13 protein-coding genes are annotated in these 15,794 nt (G+C 55.4%); 6 read left to right on the top strand and 7 right to left on the bottom strand.

The genetic code is table 11. From position 1 onward, the window contains the following. Positions 1–35 precede the first annotated feature (35 nt). Positions 36–992, bottom strand: coding sequence for a galactofuranose ABC transporter substrate-binding protein YtfQ (ytfQ, locus tag ACQG1K_RS02300; RefSeq protein WP_046621030.1), 957 nt, complete (start codon positions 990–992; stop codon positions 36–38). 309 nt (positions 993–1,301) lie between these two features. Between ytfQ and ppa the strand changes: the two genes are divergently transcribed. Next, positions 1,302–1,832, top strand: coding sequence for an inorganic diphosphatase (ppa, locus tag ACQG1K_RS02295; RefSeq protein ID WP_006810347.1), 531 nt, complete (start codon positions 1,302–1,304; stop codon positions 1,830–1,832). A gap of 141 nt (positions 1,833–1,973) precedes the next feature. On the opposite strand, the gene ACQG1K_RS02290 is transcribed toward ppa, so the two are convergent. From ACQG1K_RS02290 to tamA, 3 genes are read right to left on the bottom strand one after another with little or no spacing between them, the layout of a single operon-like run. Beyond that, the gene (locus ACQG1K_RS02290; protein ID WP_022646852.1) at positions 1,974–2,318 is read right to left on the bottom strand and encodes a gamma-glutamylcyclotransferase family protein; all 345 of its coding nucleotides are present in this window, start codon (positions 2,316–2,318) and stop codon (positions 1,974–1,976) included. 2 nt (positions 2,319–2,320) lie between these two features. After that, positions 2,321–6,097 (bottom strand): autotransporter assembly complex protein TamB, encoded by a 3,777-nt coding sequence (gene tamB / locus ACQG1K_RS02285; RefSeq protein WP_426720962.1) that lies wholly within the window; start codon positions 6,095–6,097, stop codon positions 2,321–2,323. Beyond that, a complete protein-coding gene (tamA, locus tag ACQG1K_RS02280) occupies positions 6,094–7,827 on the bottom strand; it encodes an autotransporter assembly complex protein TamA (protein ID WP_022646850.1) in 1,734 nt (577 codons plus the stop codon). The genes tamB and tamA overlap by 4 nt, the downstream gene beginning before the upstream one ends. Before the next feature lie 224 nt (positions 7,828–8,051). On the opposite strand from tamA, the gene msrA reads away from it, so the two are divergent. Then, positions 8,052–8,693 carry a peptide-methionine (S)-S-oxide reductase MsrA gene (gene msrA / locus ACQG1K_RS02275; protein ID WP_003856057.1) on the top strand — a complete coding sequence of 214 codons (642 nt, stop codon included), beginning with the start codon at positions 8,052–8,054 and terminating at the stop codon, positions 8,691–8,693. 250 nt (positions 8,694–8,943) lie between these two features. Further along, entirely contained in the window at positions 8,944–10,281 is a 1,338-nt protein-coding gene (locus tag ACQG1K_RS02270) for a hemolysin family protein (protein ID WP_022646849.1), read from the top strand. 76 nt (positions 10,282–10,357) lie between these two features. Here ACQG1K_RS02270 and ACQG1K_RS02265 read toward each other — a convergent pair whose 3' ends face one another. Next, positions 10,358–10,564, bottom strand: coding sequence for a DUF1107 domain-containing protein (locus ACQG1K_RS02265; RefSeq protein WP_003856054.1), 207 nt, complete (start codon positions 10,562–10,564; stop codon positions 10,358–10,360). Between the two features lie 324 nt (positions 10,565–10,888). Here ACQG1K_RS02265 and ACQG1K_RS02260 point away from each other — a divergent pair, with 324 nt between their 5' ends. Further along, positions 10,889–11,446, top strand: a complete 558-nt coding sequence (locus tag ACQG1K_RS02260) for a YtfJ family protein (RefSeq protein ID WP_058647068.1) — start codon at positions 10,889–10,891, stop codon at positions 11,444–11,446. Here the strand turns inward: ACQG1K_RS02260 and cysQ are convergent. Continuing rightward, complete coding sequence (cysQ, locus tag ACQG1K_RS02255; RefSeq protein WP_022646848.1) at positions 11,440–12,180, bottom strand: 3'(2'),5'-bisphosphate nucleotidase CysQ; 741 nt, start codon at positions 12,178–12,180, stop codon at positions 11,440–11,442. The genes ACQG1K_RS02260 and cysQ overlap by 7 nt on opposite strands. A 190-nt stretch (positions 12,181–12,370) precedes the next feature. On the opposite strand from cysQ, the gene ACQG1K_RS02250 reads away from it, so the two are divergent. After that, positions 12,371–14,314: a bifunctional 2',3'-cyclic-nucleotide 2'-phosphodiesterase/3'-nucleotidase gene (locus ACQG1K_RS02250; protein ID WP_426720963.1), complete on the top strand. Its 1,944-nt coding sequence runs from the start codon at positions 12,371–12,373 to the stop codon at positions 14,312–14,314. A gap of 93 nt (positions 14,315–14,407) precedes the next feature. Here the strand turns inward: ACQG1K_RS02250 and ACQG1K_RS02245 are convergent, their stop codons facing one another. Next, positions 14,408–14,794 carry a winged helix-turn-helix transcriptional regulator gene (locus ACQG1K_RS02245; protein ID WP_058647070.1) on the bottom strand — a complete coding sequence of 129 codons (387 nt, stop codon included), beginning with the start codon at positions 14,792–14,794 and terminating at the stop codon, positions 14,408–14,410. Positions 14,795–14,878: 84 nt separating this feature from the next. Here ACQG1K_RS02245 and ACQG1K_RS02240 point away from each other — a divergent pair, with 84 nt between their 5' ends. After that, complete coding sequence (locus ACQG1K_RS02240; RefSeq protein ID WP_023299152.1) at positions 14,879–15,727, top strand: SDR family oxidoreductase; 849 nt, start codon at positions 14,879–14,881, stop codon at positions 15,725–15,727. The last annotated feature ends 67 nt before the right edge of the window (positions 15,728–15,794 follow it).

Below are 15,794 nucleotides of genomic sequence, written 5' to 3'. Positions count from 1 at the left end.
TCCGGGGAGAGGGCTAGGGTGAGGGGGGGCTGAGCTTAGTAGCCCATATTTTTCTTCTTCTCTAACTCTTCTTTCGCCGTGTCCGGCAGGTAGAGCGTGGATTTGGTGATGGTCAACTTCTCAGGCTGGGTGCCGTCTTTCTTGAATTTCTCCAGCGCATCGAATGCCGGGCCCGCCATGTTCGGCGTCAGCTCCACGCTGGCGTTCGCTTCGCCGTCAATCATCGCTTTGTAGATGTCCGGTACGCCGTCGATCGAGCCGGTGAGAATATCTTTGCCCGGCTTCAGGCCCGCTTCTTTGATGGCCTGGATGGCGCCGATCACCATGTCGTCGTTGTGGGCGTAAACCATGCAGATATTTTTGCCGTTATTTTCTGCCTTGATGAAGCTTTCCATGACCTCTTTACCTTTGCTGCGGGTGAAGTCGCCGGACTGAGAACGGATGATCTTGATGTTTGGTGCTTTGCCGATGGCCTCCGCGAAACCTTTCTTACGGTCGATAGCCACGCTCGCCCCGACGGTGCCCTGCAACTCAACCACGTTACACGGCTTGCCATCCACCTGCTTCACCAGCCAGTCACCAATCAGTTTGCCTTCCAGCACGTTATCGGCGGTGACGGTGGTCATATAGAGAGATTTGTCTTTAACGTCGATGGAACGGTCGAGTAAGAACACAGGAATTTCAGCCTCTTTAGCTTCCTTCAGCACCGGCTCCCAGCCCGTGGCAACAACCGGGGCGATAAAGATGGCATCCACGCCCTGAGCGATAAAAGAGCGCACCGCTTTAATCTGATTCTCTTGCTTTTGCTGACCGTCGGCGATTTTCAGGGTAATACCGCGCTTTTCGGCCTCACTTTTCGCCACGTTCGTTTCAGCGGCGCGCCAGCCGGATTCAGATCCGACCTGCGAAAATCCAACGGTTAACGGTGCGGCCATCGCCATAGACGACATGGCTGCCGAAACTGCTGTAACAAGAAGTAAGCGCTTCCACATATGAACGTCCTCGTAGGGTAGGTTATTGTTGGTTAAAAGATGTTCTGCGGATGAACTATAGCCAATGGAATATGTTACGGATTGCGTTACATCACACTTCAGAAAAGTGAATAAAACGTTAATCACAAGTTTGTAATCGCTTTCATTTCCACATTTAAAATGCGGCTGAGTTTATGGATTATCCTGTCATGGAAACGGTCTGAAAAGTGAAAGCGCGAGGGAGATAAGACGAAAACAGGCGAAGACTTTCAGCGCCAGTTGGCTATAATACCTGCCACTTGTTTACCATCCATTTTAAAGGACACCGACATGAGCTTACTCAACGTCCCTGCGGGTAAAGAACTGCCAGAAGACATCTACGTTGTGATCGAAATCCCGGCCAACGCAGATCCAATCAAATACGAAATCGACAAAGACACCGGTGCGCTGTTCGTTGACCGTTTCATGTCTACCGCCATGTTCTATCCGTGCAACTACGGCTACATCAACCACACTCTGTCTCTGGACGGTGATCCGGTTGACGTACTGGTCCCAACGCCATACCCATTGCAGCCAGGCTCCGTCATTCGCTGCCGTCCTGTTGGCGTGCTGAAAATGACTGACGAAGCGGGTGAAGATGCGAAACTGGTTGCCGTACCGCACACCAAGCTGAGCAAAGAGTACGATCACATTAAAGATGTGAACGACCTGCCAGAGCTGCTGAAAGCGCAGATCGCCCACTTCTTCGAGCACTACAAAGATCTCGAAAAAGGCAAATGGGTTAAAGTTGAAGGCTGGGATAACGCAGAAGCGGCGAAAGCAGAAATCATCGCCTCTTTCGAGCGTGCTGCTAAGAAGTAATTCTTACTGCTGATACTAAGCCCCGCGCGTCGGGGCTTTTTTGTGCCTTTCGATGCGCCCGGCGGCGCTACGCTTGCACGGGCCTACAATCAGCAAGAGGCGCAAAACGATAACGCCACCTTACGGTGGCGCTGTCGTTTTTCAGAACTGGTCTCTGTCTAACCAGTTACCGCTTTCAATCAGCGTTAACCCGTTGACCGAACGTTGGTACACATACATCCATGCACTGCCGTAAGGCGTCTGGATCAACTGGCGAGCGTATTCACCGCCCCTGGTGCGCAAGGCATCAAGTTCGGCCAGCGTAGCATTATCAATACGATAAACCTCACCCTGTACCGTTCCGTTCCCCGGAACCGCGCCTGGATAGTGGCCCAGACTGTACAACTGGTAGTTTTCGATTGTGTAATTTCCCAGCAACTGGGCGTTGGTCATCCAGTGGCTGTTGCCTTGCTTGGTTCGTAAACTGCCGTAAACAAATATTCGCATTGCTAAAACTCAAACTGATAGAGCAGATCAAGTGCCTGGTCTACGCCGGACACTGCTTCCAGATATAGCTTAGGCATCAGGCGATAACGTAACGTGAGTGTAGCCAGTGAGTCAAAGATCCCCACGCCATATTTTACCTGTAGACCCGGCAGTACATAGCCGCTGACCACTACCTGCGAAGAGTCACCCACGCCCTGAGTGTCCAGCGCCAGATTGCTTACGCCAAACGTCTCGCCGATTTTACCCACAACCTGACCACTTTGTGCAACCCCCAGACCGACTAACATCGATGTCATTGCCGCACCATCGCCCTGTTGGCTATCCAGACCCTGGCCGCGCAGCAGGTAGGAGAGCGCTTCCTGCTGCGACATGGCCGGGTCAGAGAAGATCTCTGCCTTAGGTTCATCGGCGGAGCCCGTCACGCGCACGCCCGCAATCACATCATCTTCGGTGGCTTCCGGGTTACGGATCGCTTCGATATTGAGTACCGGCTGATCCGGTGGGCCGGAGAACAGCAGCTCACCTTTACGCACAATCAAATCCTGACCGTAGGCATGGAAGCGCCCTTCAGGAATACTGATTTGTCCATTGAGGCCAAGCCCCTGTTGATCCTGCGCCACCTTCAGGTCACCCGTGAGTCTCGCCTTCAGCCCAAACGCGTCCAAACGCACGTTATTCCCCACGTGCACAATAAGATTACTATTGATCGGTATGCCAGCGCTCTTCTGTTCAACAGGTTTCAGATTTTCATTGAGCATAACTTCATCACTGGAGACGCCAACCGCGCTTTCCGGCACTTCGTGAACCACGATGCGCGCCCAGGGCACGTCGACGCGGCCGTCCAGGGTGAAGAGACTCGGCGTTGCCTCAAAGACCACGTCTGGCGACACGTCCAGGCGCACCATCGGCGGTACCGTGATACGCACCCTGCTGCCCTTGGCCGCAATACGGGCGCGCCAGTTGTCGAGCTGGCTCCAGTCTGCGTCACCAGTCAGGTTGATTTGTCCCTGCTGTGTCAGCACTGAGCCACTGAGGGTTGAGCTTTGGCCGTTAAAGTTCATCGTCAGCTGGCTTGGCTGCATATCGAACGGCATAAAGTTACCGTCAATGTCCACGCCGTTTAACCGCATCTGGCCAAACAGCTGCGGGCTTTGCGCATCCCCCGCCAGACGCAGGTTGGCGCTGAGCATCCCCGCCGCCTTTTCTCCCCGCGAGAAAATCGGATTCACCATCGCCAGGTTGAAGTTGCGAATATTGACGTTGCCGCCGAGATTGCGCCGCCCTTGCGGATCGGTAATTTGCACCTGTCCGTCAAGCTGACCGTTGTTGGTCAGACGAATAAGCCATCCCAGTTCCGCACGATTGTTACGCAGGTCAGCGTTCACATTCAGGGTGTCGAACGCCACCGGCAGCGGCGCGTCATTGACCTCCTGCGTCACCTTCACGTTACGCCCGGAGAGGGTAACGCTGCCCTGCGGCAGTCCCTCTTTGGTGGTGTCCCACGCGACGTCCGCTTTACCGCTGAAGACCCCGCTGGCCTGGGTGGTTTCCGGCATAAACGGTTTCAGCATCGCCAGGTCAAAACGGTTGAGGTTGATCTGCGCGCGTCCTTCCGCGCCCGCATCAATGGTCTGCGGCACGCACAGCTCAGCATTCGGGTTGGTCCAGCAGTGTGGCCCAATGCTGATCTTTTGCTCCGCATTGCGGTAGTCCAGCGCGATGGATCGGGACAGCACCAGCGGGCCGACCGGCGTGCTGAAGCGGGTGTTATCCAGCACGCCCTTCCAGCGCGTTGCCTGGCGGTCAAAACTGCCCGTCAGGTGCAGCTGCCCGGAGACCGGCTCGCCCTGCACGCGCAGCTGGAGATCGTGCTGCTTTTCGTTACCTTTTGCCGCCAGCGTGACCAGACTGATGTTCACGTCCGGCTGGGAGATACGCTCCACGCGCAGGTCCAGGTTTTCGCCGATCTGATCGGTGGATTTCACGTCCCCTTCGACGCGCACGCGGGCAATGGAAAGTTCCTGCCAGCGCAGGTTATTGGCGGTGATGTCCGCCAGCAGCTGCGGCGCCTCCACTGTACCGCGAACCTTCACTAACCCCTTCGCCGTCCCGCCAAGACCCGGCAGGGCGTTATCGAGATTTGGCGCGTCGATGGTGGCATCCAGATCGAGATCTTTCACCCCCAGCTCGCCTTTGATATCTGCCGTGTTGCGGCCCAGCGCCACGTGCAGGCCCGGGATCACCCACTGGAGATAGCTGTTGCCCTTAAGCGAGCCCTCTACGTTGACTTTGTTCTGCTTTACATTACCGGTGAGCTTGAGTTCCGGCACGTCCATCTGCCAGGTGCCGCCGTACAGGCTACCGCGGGTTTTGATGAGACCATTCAGTTTTGACGGCCAGTCCGGGACTTCTTTAGCGGTGTTGATCCCGGTCAGCTTCAGCTCGCCGCGCCAGCTGATCGCCTGCTGCCAGTCGAGCAGCGCGATCAGCTCGGTTTTCCCTTCCAGCGCCGCCACGGTCAGCTTGTCGAGGTTAACCTGCAACTCGTTACCCTTCGCATCCAGAGTAATATCGGCGGGCGGTACTCCCTGCCCCTTCACTGCCGTACGGAACGACAGCGTGTAGTCGGTCATTTTGCCACTCAGCTTCAGCTTTAGATCGTCGGCCTGGAACTGCTTTTCACCGGTGAACGGCCAGTAAAGCTGCTTGCTGACAATCTCAAGGTTGAGCGGTAGACCGGCCTCTGCCAGCTGGGTTTGCCCGCGCAGTACCATTTCCACAGGGCCGGAGAGGTTCACGCCGAACTCCAGCTTCTCGCGCAGCGCGCCGCCGACTTTCACCTTCACCTTCTCGCCTTTCAGCGGATCGATGTTCAGGGCGCTGTTAAGGGTAATATCTACCGGCCAGTTATCGCGCAGCAGCGCATTGCCTGAGGCATTTACCGACCCCTGGTTGGTATCGATATCCAGCGCGTCGAGCTTCATGTTGCCGTCGATACTGCTGACTTTAAGCAGCATGTTGAAGACCGTCAGATCGGTATCGCCGGTCAGACGCAACTGCTCGCCTTTAAACTCTTCGATATTGAGGTTCAGCGGCAGATGCACGTCGGTCATCTCCGGCAGAACCGGTTTCGAGAAGAGATCTTTCAGCGTTTCACCCAGCGGTTTTTCTTCCGGCTGCGGGTTCTGGATCTTCGGCTCGACGATCTCTTCCTGCGCCACGTCGGCCACCTTCGGCAGCGCAATCAGCAGCCCTTGCAGGGAGGTTGGGGTCAGGGTGAGGTTTTTCTCCTGCCAGCGCAGACCGGAGGTGAAATCCATCACGGATACCGTCGTGTCGTCGATTTTGATATTGACGTTATCCAGCGCGACCCGGTAGAGCGCAATCGGGTACGGCGTGGAGAGATTCAGCGGGCCGCTGTCCTCTTCCTCGACAGGCTCAGACTTCGGCATTTTTTTGGAGTCTATCGCCACATTCACATCTTTTAGCGACAGATCGTTTACGCACAGCTGGCTGTCCCGCAGGCAGCCGAGCTTGACCGCCAGATGAAACTCGCCCGCGTTCACCGCCACGCCGGGCTGTTCATAACGAATATTCTTCAGGCGCAGATCGCGCCAGCCGCCCGTCACCTGGCCGATTTCCAGCCCTGGCACCCAGCGGTTCGCGGCGTTAAACAGCAGATGCAGACCCGTGGTGGTGCCCACCAGAAACGCCACCGTACCGAGCAGTAATACGATAAAAATCAGCACCCCGAGGCTTATCTTCTTCCATAAACTCATAATTCAGGCCCCAGACCGATGTAAAACTGTAAACCGTGTTCTTCTTTGTCGCCCACCGGAACGGCGAAATCGAGCTTGATCGGCCCGACCGGTGACTGCCAGCGCACGCCCACACCCGCGCCGGTTTTGAAATCGCTGCGGCGGATGTCGTTCACCGCCTCGCCGCTGTCGACAAACATAGCGCCCCACCATTTGCCGCTGACGTTGTACTGATACTCCAGCGAGCCGGTCGCCAGTTTAGAGGCCCCGGTCAATTGGCCTTTCTCGTTTTCAGGTGAGATCGATTTGTACTTATAGCCGCGAATGCTGCGGTCGCCCCCGGCGAAGAAACGCAGATCTGGCGGAACGCGTTCGAAGTCACCGGTTTCGATCCAGCCCAGGTTGCCGCGAACCACAAAGCGGTGCTTATCGTAGAGGGTACGGATCCAGACGTTTTGCGCCTGCACGACGGAGAAATCCACGTCTGAGCCCCAGGCGGAGTTGGAATAATCGATGGAGTAGCGCTGAGAATCGCCCCAGGTCGGCATCAGGCCACCGCGCGAGCGGGTACGGCTGATCATCACGCCCGGATAAAGCAGCATGGTGGTGTTGGTGACGTTTGCCTGAGTAAAGTGGTCAAGGCTCCAGCGCAGGTTAATGGCGCGCTGCCAGCCGCTGGAGAGATCCCAGAAGCGTGATACCGCAAGCGTCGTCGAATCCTGCTCGGTATCGTTCAAATCGGTACGTTTAAAGCCGCCCTGCACGAGGTAGTATTGCTCAAGCGGATTTTTCAGCAGCGGCATTTTATAGCTGAAGTCCAGCTGCTGTTCAGGCGCAGACAGGCTGAGGCTGGTGGTCAGGCTGTGACCGTAGGAGTTCATCCACGGTTTTTTCCACGAGGCTTTCACGCGCGGGCCGACGTCCGTGGAGTAGCCGACACCAGTCTCAATGGTGTTCTCGGTGCGCGGTGAGACCACGCCATGCAGCGGTAACACTTTCGTTTTACGGGATTTATCAAATTGCGGTGCCACCACCACGGAGTTAAACCAGCCGGTGGCAGATAAACGACGGTTCAGCTCGCCCAGGTCGCTAGACTGGTAGTAGTCACCCTTTTTAAACGGCACCAGGTTTTGCAGATACTCATCACGGATTTGCGATCCTTCAAAGGTTACATCGCCAAACCGATAGCGCTCGCCGCTGTCGTAATCGATATCCCAGAATGCCTGACGTCGTTCAAGCGCAACGCCCAGCTGGCTTTTGTTGAACTGGCTGTCAAAGTAGCCTTTGCGCAGCGAAACGCTGGTTAAGGATTTTTTAAAGCGATCGTAATCCCCGTGATTAAGCACGGTGCCCACTTTCGGGCGGTTGCTGAGCAGATCCAGGTAGTCACGATCCGTGCGTGCACCGCCGCGCAGCACCACGTTCGTGCCGCCAATCAGGACGGGTTCTCCCGGCGAGACGCGGGCAATCAATACCTGACGTCCTTTAGCCGGCGGCGGGCGTAAATCGAAATCAATGGTGGGTTCGTAGTACCCCAACGCCTTTAAGCCTTCGCGAATGGCGTCATCCACGCGCGCGCGAAAACGCCGATCCGGCGTGACTTCATCGCTCTGGATGGTGGAAAGCTGCGCACGCACGTTTTTTTCCAGCGCCCCGGATAACCCCTCAACCTGCAAACGGACATTCGCCGCGCTGGCAATCCCGCTTGTCAGCATTAAACTGACTAAACATAACTGGCGGATCTTTGTCACGTTTTCTCCTGAATATCCCTGTTTCCACCCTGGAAGCAAATGCAGTGCCGCTCCGCGGCAAAATACGGCCTGAAAGCCAAAAACCCAAATTACGGGTTGAAAAAGGGCCTAACACCCAAATATTTCTTATGATTAAATCTAGACTCATTCATCGCATTTATTGTGTTCAATTAAACGCTTCGTGACAACCTTAACCGAAACAACGCTACCCCGGAGGCCCCACCGTGAGTTTATTTGATAAAAAGCATCTGGTATCACAAGCCGATGCGTTACCGGGACGCAACACCCCTATGCCAGTGGCGACATTACACGCCGTAAACAACCATTCAATGACAAACGTTCCTGATGGAATGGAGATCGCCCTGTTTGCCATGGGCTGCTTCTGGGGCGTAGAACGCCTGTTCTGGCAACTGCCGGGCGTGTACAGCACCGCTGCGGGCTACACCGGAGGATATACGCCTAACCCAACCTACCGCGAAGTCTGTTCCGGTGAGACCGGTCATGCTGAAGCGGTACGTGTGGTGTATGACCCGAGCGTCATCAGCTATGAACAGCTGCTCCAGGTGTTCTGGGAAAATCATGACCCGGCGCAGGGCATGCGTCAGGGTAACGATCACGGCACCCAATACCGCTCGGCCATCTATCCGCTCACCCCTGAGCAGGAGGCTGCGGCCCACGCCAGCCTGACGCGTTTCCAGGAAGCGATGCAGGCAGCCGGTGATAAACGTCAGGTCACGACGGAAATCGCTACTGCGAAACCGTTCTACTATGCCGAAGACGACCACCAGCAGTATCTGCATAAAAATCCGTACGGCTACTGCGGCATTGGCGGCATCGGCGTCTGTCTGCCTCCACAGCAGGACTGATTACAACATCAGCGCCACGCGAGCCGCGTGGCGCGCCTGTAAGCAAAAGTGTCAGTTCATTACTTAACCACTCTCTGCCTTTTCATCCGGCCACTTTTTGCCGAAAACGTGACCTCTGGCAGATTTACACGCCTTTACGCTATACTACCGCTGAAATAATCGGCTCAACGCTACGAGCTGAGTTCAATGTGTCTTCACACGAATGGTATCAACTCCCCTTCTGAGGATCTGGCGAGAAGCCGGATAAACTATGTTAAACAGTATTTTAGTAATACTTTGTCTTATTGCCGTCAGTGCATTTTTCTCGATATCGGAGATCTCGCTGGCTGCCTCCCGTAAAATCAAACTGAAGCTGCTTGCCGACGAGGGCAACATCAACGCATCACGCATTCTGAAAATGCAGGAAAACCCAGGCATGTTCTTTACCGTGGTGCAGATTGGCCTGAACGCGGTCGCCATTCTTGGCGGTATCGTGGGCGATGCAGCATTTTCTCCGGCGTTTTATAGCCTCTTTGTAAAGTACATGTCCGCAGAGCTGGCCGAGCAGTTGAGCTTCATCCTCTCCTTCTCGCTGGTCACCGGTTTGTTCATTCTATTCGCGGACCTGACCCCGAAACGCATCGGTATGATTGCGCCAGAAGCTGTGGCTTTGCGTATCATCAACCCGATGCGCTTCTGCCTGTATGTCTTCCGTCCGCTGGTGTGGTTCTTCAACGGCCTGGCGAACGTCATTTTCCGCATCTTCAAGCTGCCGATGGTGCGTAAAGACGACATCACCTCCGACGATATTTATGCGGTAGTGGAAGCCGGGGCGCTGGCAGGCGTGCTGCGCAAGCAGGAGCACGAGCTGATCGAGAACGTTTTCGAACTGGAATCCCGTACCGTGCCGTCCTCCATGACCGGCCGTGAGAACATCATCTGGTTCGATCTTCATGAAGACGAGCAGAGCCTGAAGACTAAAGTGGCGCAGCATCCGCACTCCAAGTTCCTGGTCTGTAACGAAGATATCGACCATATCATCGGCTATGTGGACTCCAAAGACCTGCTGAACCGCGTACTGGCAAACCAGAGCCTGGCGCTGAACAGCGGCGTGCAGATCCGCAACACCCTGATTGTGCCGGACACCCTGACGCTCTCCGAAGCGCTGGAAAGTTTCAAAACCGCCGGTGAAGACTTCGCGGTGATCATGAACGAATATGCGCTGGTGGTGGGCATTATCACCCTTAACGACGTCATGACGACGCTGATGGGCGACCTGGTCGGCCAGGGGCTGGAAGAGCAAATTGTGCAGCGTGATGAGAACTCATGGCTGATCGATGGTGGTACGCCGATTGAAGACGTCATGCGCGTGCTCGACATCGACGAGTTCCCGCAGTCCGGAAACTACGAGACCATCGGCGGCTTTATGATGTTTATGCTGCGTAAGATCCCGAAACGTACCGACTCGGTGAAATTCTCTGGCTTCAAGTTTGAAGTGGTGGATATTGATAACTACCGCATCGACCAACTGCTGGTAACGCGCATTGATAGTAAACCGACCGTGCTGGTACCGAAGCTGCCAGATGCGGAAGATAAGGTGTCAGCGTAACCCTTTGTATGTCCCACAAACATCAACGGCTCCCATCGGGAGCCGTCTTTTTAACTACTACTGCATAGCACGTTGGTTAAGCCATCTCAGTTTGCAGACGCATAACCTGACGGTTGACTTCGGACATCACAGACAAGTGCTGTTTGTCCTTCACTTTCGGGATAAGGATTTTGCCCTTATCGAACTCAAAAGCGCCAACATCCTTGATATACAACCGTCCACGGAACAGGATCTTCACGTACTTCGCCACCTGAAGCGGGTTGTAGCGTTGGAAAATTTTCATTCTTGTATCTCCTGCGAATCATACGCCCTTGCGGTGCCACAATCGGCCCGACTGTCCTGAGCGCAAATTTTGATGCCCAATGACTATAGACCAGAACCTCGTACTTACCCAGTGTGCATAAGTTTATTTACCGTTTGATTACAATTATTCAGAATAATCTTTGCAAAGCGTGATACAGAGCAGTATATGCCGTCGTTTTTGCGTGGATATGTGCGTTCGCCCGCAAACTGGCATCGGGATTGCGGGAAAAGCCCATTGATCGCACTTATGATTAAAAGCGCATGACCAAGTGGTCGGATCACCTGCTCACAATAAGGAAACACCATGACCCTACGTAACCTCCTGGCAGCAGCTTGCCTGTTGCTGCCGCTGATGGCTTCCGCACACAACATTGAAAAAGGACAACGTGTCCCGCCGGTCGGCATTGCTGACCGGGGAGAATTGATTCTCGACAATGATAAGTTTAGCTACAAAGCCTGGAATAGCGCGCAGCTTGCGGGCAAAGTGAGAGTTGTACAGCATATTGCCGGACGTACATCCGCTAAAGAGAAAAACGCCACCCTCGTGGAAGCGATCAAGGCCGCAAAACTCCCGCACGATCGCTACCAGACCACCACCATCGTGAATGCCGACGACGCGATTCCCGGCTCCGGGATGTTTGTGCGCTCAAGCCTTGAGAGCAATAAGAAGCTCTATCCCTGGTCGCAGTTTATTGTCGACAGCAACGGCGTGACGCGTAAGGCGTGGCAGCTGGAAGAAGAGAGTTCAGCGATTGTTGTGCTGGACAAAAACGGTCGCGTACAGTGGGTTAAAGACGGCGCGCTGACGCAGGATGAGGTGCAGCAGGTAGTAGCCCTGCTGCATAAGCTACTGGCTCAGTAAAGTGACACCCTGAAGCCAGGGTTGAGGAACGACTCGCGCGGGGTGTAGTCCAGTGGCTTACCCTGCCAGTCATGCACATGCGCGCCTGCGGCCGCAGCCACCGCATGCCCTGCCGCCGTATCCCAGACGTTCGTCGGCCCGAAACGGGGGTACAACTGCGCCTGCCCTTCCGCCACCAGACAGAACTTCAGCGACGAGCCAATCGACGTCGTCTGGTGTTCCCCCAGCTGTTGCAGGTACTCCTCCAGCTCGCTGTCGCTGTGCGAGCGGCTGATCACCACCAGCGGAGGACGGGCATCTCGCACCTGGATCTGCTTACGCACGCCGCACTCTTCCTTCCAGGCTTTACCTTCCGCCGCGCTGTACATCACCTTCATCACCGGGGCATAAACCACGCCAAGCACCGCCTTTCCTTTTTCAATCAGGGCGATATTCACGGTAAATTCACCGTTACGCTTGATGAACTCTTTCGTGCCGTCCAGCGGGTCCACCAGCCAGTAACGCTGCCAGTGCTGACGTTCGTCCCAGCCCTGGGGCGCTTCTTCAGAAAGGACCGGAATATCCGGCGTCAGGGTCTGCAAACCTTTCAGGATCACCGTATGCGCCGCGATATCCGCCGCCGTCACCGGGGAGTCGTCCGCTTTGCTGACAACATCCATCGGTTTCGCACCGTCGTACACCTGCATAATGGCATCACCCGCATCCCGTGCGAGCTGACAAATTTGATCTAACATTCTCCACCTCTTCGTTAACGCAGTGGGCATAACTTATTGTTTTAGTTATATCGTAATGTGAACAATTCCGCTATCTGTGAAGCAATTCTGGTTTCAGCGTTCTTTTTTCTGGCAGCATTCACACTTCTGTAAGCAACAAATACTACATACATACTCTTTTGTGGCTTGGATCGAAAAAAGGACTCCTCAGATGATTAAGTTTAGCGCAACGCTCCTGGCAACGCTGATTGCGGCAAGCGTTCAGGCAGCGACGGTGGATCTCCGCATTCTGGAAACCACCGATCTGCACGGCAACATGATGGACTTCGATTACTACAAAGATACGCCTGTCAAAAAATTCGGACTGGTACGTACGGCAAGTTTGATCAACGCCGCCCGCGGTGAAGTGAAAAACAGCGTGCTGGTCGATAACGGGGACTTAATTCAGGGCAGCCCGCTCAGCGACTACATGGCGGCGAAGGGGCTGAAGAAAGGCGAGATCCATCCTGTTTATAAGGCAATGAATACGCTGGACTATGCCGTCGGCAACCTGGGCAACCACGAATTTAACTACGGCCTGAAATACCTGCACGATGCGCTGGCAGGAGCAAAATTCCCGTACGTTAATGCCAATATCATCGACGTTAAGACGAAAAAGCCGCTCTTTACCCCTTACCTGATTAAAGAGACCGAGGTTGTCGACCAGGATGGTAAAAAACAGACGCTGAAAATCGGCTATATCGGCTTTGTGCCGCCGCAGATCATGACGTGGGATAAAGCCAACCTCGACGGGAAAGTAACCGTCAACGACATTACCGAAACGGCGCGCAAATACATGCCGGAGATGCGGGCGAAAGGCGCAGATGTGGTGGTCGTTGTGGCCCACTCTGGCCTCTCGGCCGACCCGTATCAGGCGATGGCTGAGAACTCCGTGTATTACCTCAGCCAGGTACCGGGCGTCGATGCGATCCTGTTTGGTCACGCCCACGCCGTCTTCCCGGGCAATGATTTCGCCAGTATCAAAGGCGCGGACATCGAAAAAGGGACGCTCAACGGTGTGCCATCGGTGATGCCGGGCATGTGGGGCGACCACCTTGGCGTGGTAGATCTGGTGCTGAATAACGACAGCGGGAGCTGGAAAGTCACGCAGTCGAAAGCGGAAGCGCGTCCGATTTATGATGCCGCTGCAAAAAAATCCCTGGCCGAAGAAGATAAAAAGCTGGTCGATGTCCTGAAGCATGACCACGACGCAACGCGTGAATTTGTCAGCAAGCCGATCGGTAAATCGGCTGATAACATGTACAGCTTCCTCGCGCTGGTACAGGATGACCCGACCGTGCAGGTAGTCAACATGGCGCAGAAAGCCTATGCCGAGCACTATATTCAGGGCGATCCGGATCTGGCCAATCTGCCGGTTCTGTCTGCCGCGGCGCCATTCAAAGTGGGCGGGCGTAAGAACGATCCGGCCAGCTACGTTGAGGTGGAAAAAGGCCAGCTGACCTTCCGTAATGCCGCCGATCTCTACCTCTATCCCAACACCCTCGTGGTGGTGAAAGCCACCGGGAAAGAGGTGAAGGAGTGGCTGGAATGCTCTGCCGGACAGTTCAACCAGATCGATCCGCACAGCAGCAAACCGCAGTCGCTGATAAACTGGGACGGTTTCCGCACCTACAACTTCGACGTGATCGACGGCGTGGAATATCAGATTGATGTAACCCAGCCCGCGAAATATGACGGCGAATGTCAGGCCATTAATCCGCAGGCAGAACGCATCAAACACCTGACCTTCAACGGCAAAGCAATTGATCCGAATGCCTCTTTCCTGGTGGTGACCAACAACTACCGCGCCTATGGCGGTAAGTTTGCCGGTACGGGTGACAGCCACATCGCCTTTGCCTCGCCGGATGAGAACCGTTCGGTGCTGGCGGCGTGGATTAGCGCGGAGTCGAAAAAAGCGGGTGAAATTCATCCGGCGGTGGATAACAACTGGCGTCTGGCGCCGATCCACAGCGACACGACGCTGGATATTCGCTTTGAGACATCACCGTCCGATAAAGCAGCCGCGTTTATCAAGGATAAGGCGCAGTATCCGATGAAACAGGTCGCGACGGATGATATTGGGTTCGCGATTTATCAGGTGGATTTGAGCAGGTAGCGATGATTGTGCCGGGTGGCGCTTGCGCTTACCCGGCCTACGGGATCGAGGATTGCGGGTAGGCCGGGTAAGGCGAAGCCGCCACCCGGCATTTCATGCCGCACGATCGTCCCGATTCGCCATCACCTTCGGCGTATTCACCTCAATCCAGTCAGCCAGCGCGGCCACCTTCTCGCTAACCTCCATCCCCATCGGCGTCAGGCTATATTCCACGTGCGGCGGCACAACCGGATAAGAAACGCGATCGACAAACCCGTCCTGCTCCAGCGCCTGAAGCGATTGGGCCAGCATCTTCTCGCTCACACCGCCCAGCTTGCGGCGCAGATCGCTAAAACGATGCGTCCCCTGACGTAACGCCACCAGGATCAGCACGCCCCAGCGGCTGGTAACATGTTTGAGCACTTCCCGTGACGGGCACTGTTCTGCGAAGAGATTGCCATCGCGCATTTGCTCGCTGAGCGTCGGTATCGGTGTTTTCATACTTACCTTTTTGTGCGTACTTACTAAAAGTTAGTTATGGTGATAGTGTGCCACAACACCAGACAAACACGAAGGAGATTCATCATGATCGCGATTACCGGCGCAACCGGCCAGCTTGGCCAACACGTTATTGAAGAACTGCTGAAAACCGTTCCGGCCAGTCAGATCGTGGCTATTGTGCGTAACCCGGCAAAAGCCGACGCCTTAAGCCAGCGGGGAATTGTGGTACGTCAGGCGGACTATACCGACCAGGCCGCGTTCACCACCGCCCTGAACGGCGTGGATAAGCTGCTGCTTATCTCCTCCAGCGAAGTGGGCCAGCGCGCCGTACAGCACCAGAACGTGATAAACGCCGCCAAAGCCGCCGGGGTGAAATTCATCGCCTATACCAGCCTGCTGCATGCGGACAGATCCCCGCTGGGTCTGCACGTTGAGCACGTCGAAACCGAAAATGCACTGGCGGCTTCAGGCGTGCCTTACGCCCTGCTGCGCAACGGCTGGTACACCGAAAACTACCTGGCAAGCGCGCCGCCAGCGCTGGAACACGGCGTATTTATAGGTGCCGCAGGCGAAGGCAAAATTGCCTCTGCGACCCGTGCGGATTACGCGGCGGCTGCGGCAAAAGTGATTTCTGAAGAGGGTCACGCCGGCAAGGTGTATGAACTGGCAGGTGACAATGCCTGGACGCTGAGCGAACTGGCTGCGGAGCTTAGCAAGCAGAGCGGTAAGCCGGTAACGTATCAGAACCTCAGCGAAGCCGATTATGCCGCTGCACTGAAAGGCGTTGGTCTGCCTGCCGGGCTGGCGGAGATGCTGGCGGATTCCGATACCGGCGCGTCCAAAGGCGGCCTGTTTGACGACAGCCGTACCCTGAGCAAACTGATTGGCCGTCCGACCACGCCGCTGGCGGAGAGCATCAAAGCCATTCTGTAATTGTTAAGAATTGGTTATTTTTTGTGGCATCCCTTCGGGTCATCTCGGATAATGAAGCGATGACCCA

The sequence above is a fragment of the Enterobacter cloacae complex sp. 402C9 genome (genome assembly GCF_050030745.1).
GTDB lineage: Bacteria > Pseudomonadota > Gammaproteobacteria > Enterobacterales > Enterobacteriaceae > Enterobacter > Enterobacter intestinihominis.
The sequence above is the reverse complement of the archived record's forward strand: the minus strand, read 5'-3'. Positions and strand labels throughout refer to the sequence as shown.

Excerpts from the sequence above, each read along its gene's own strand:
- ytfQ (WP_046621030.1), bottom strand. The coding sequence starts at position 992 with ATGTGGAAGCGCTTACTTCTTGTTACAGCAGTTTCGGCAGCCATGTCG.
- ppa (WP_006810347.1), top strand. The coding sequence starts at position 1,302 with ATGAGCTTACTCAACGTCCCTGCGGGTAAAGAACTGCCAGAAGACATC.
- ACQG1K_RS02245 (WP_058647070.1), bottom strand. The coding sequence starts at position 14,794 with ATGAAAACACCGATACCGACGCTCAGCGAGCAAATGCGCGATGGCAAT.
- ACQG1K_RS02260 (WP_058647068.1), top strand. The coding sequence starts at position 10,889 with ATGACCCTACGTAACCTCCTGGCAGCAGCTTGCCTGTTGCTGCCGCTG.
- tamB (WP_426720962.1), bottom strand. The coding sequence starts at position 6,097 with ATGAGTTTATGGAAGAAGATAAGCCTCGGGGTGCTGATTTTTATCGTA.
- ACQG1K_RS02290 (WP_022646852.1), bottom strand. The coding sequence starts at position 2,318 with ATGCGAATATTTGTTTACGGCAGTTTACGAACCAAGCAAGGCAACAGC.
- ACQG1K_RS02250 (WP_426720963.1), top strand. The coding sequence starts at position 12,371 with ATGATTAAGTTTAGCGCAACGCTCCTGGCAACGCTGATTGCGGCAAGC.
- ACQG1K_RS02240 (WP_023299152.1), top strand. The coding sequence starts at position 14,879 with ATGATCGCGATTACCGGCGCAACCGGCCAGCTTGGCCAACACGTTATT.
- ACQG1K_RS02270 (WP_022646849.1), top strand. The coding sequence starts at position 8,944 with ATGTTAAACAGTATTTTAGTAATACTTTGTCTTATTGCCGTCAGTGCA.
- ACQG1K_RS02265 (WP_003856054.1), bottom strand. The coding sequence starts at position 10,564 with ATGAAAATTTTCCAACGCTACAACCCGCTTCAGGTGGCGAAGTACGTG.
- cysQ (WP_022646848.1), bottom strand. The coding sequence starts at position 12,180 with ATGTTAGATCAAATTTGTCAGCTCGCACGGGATGCGGGTGATGCCATT.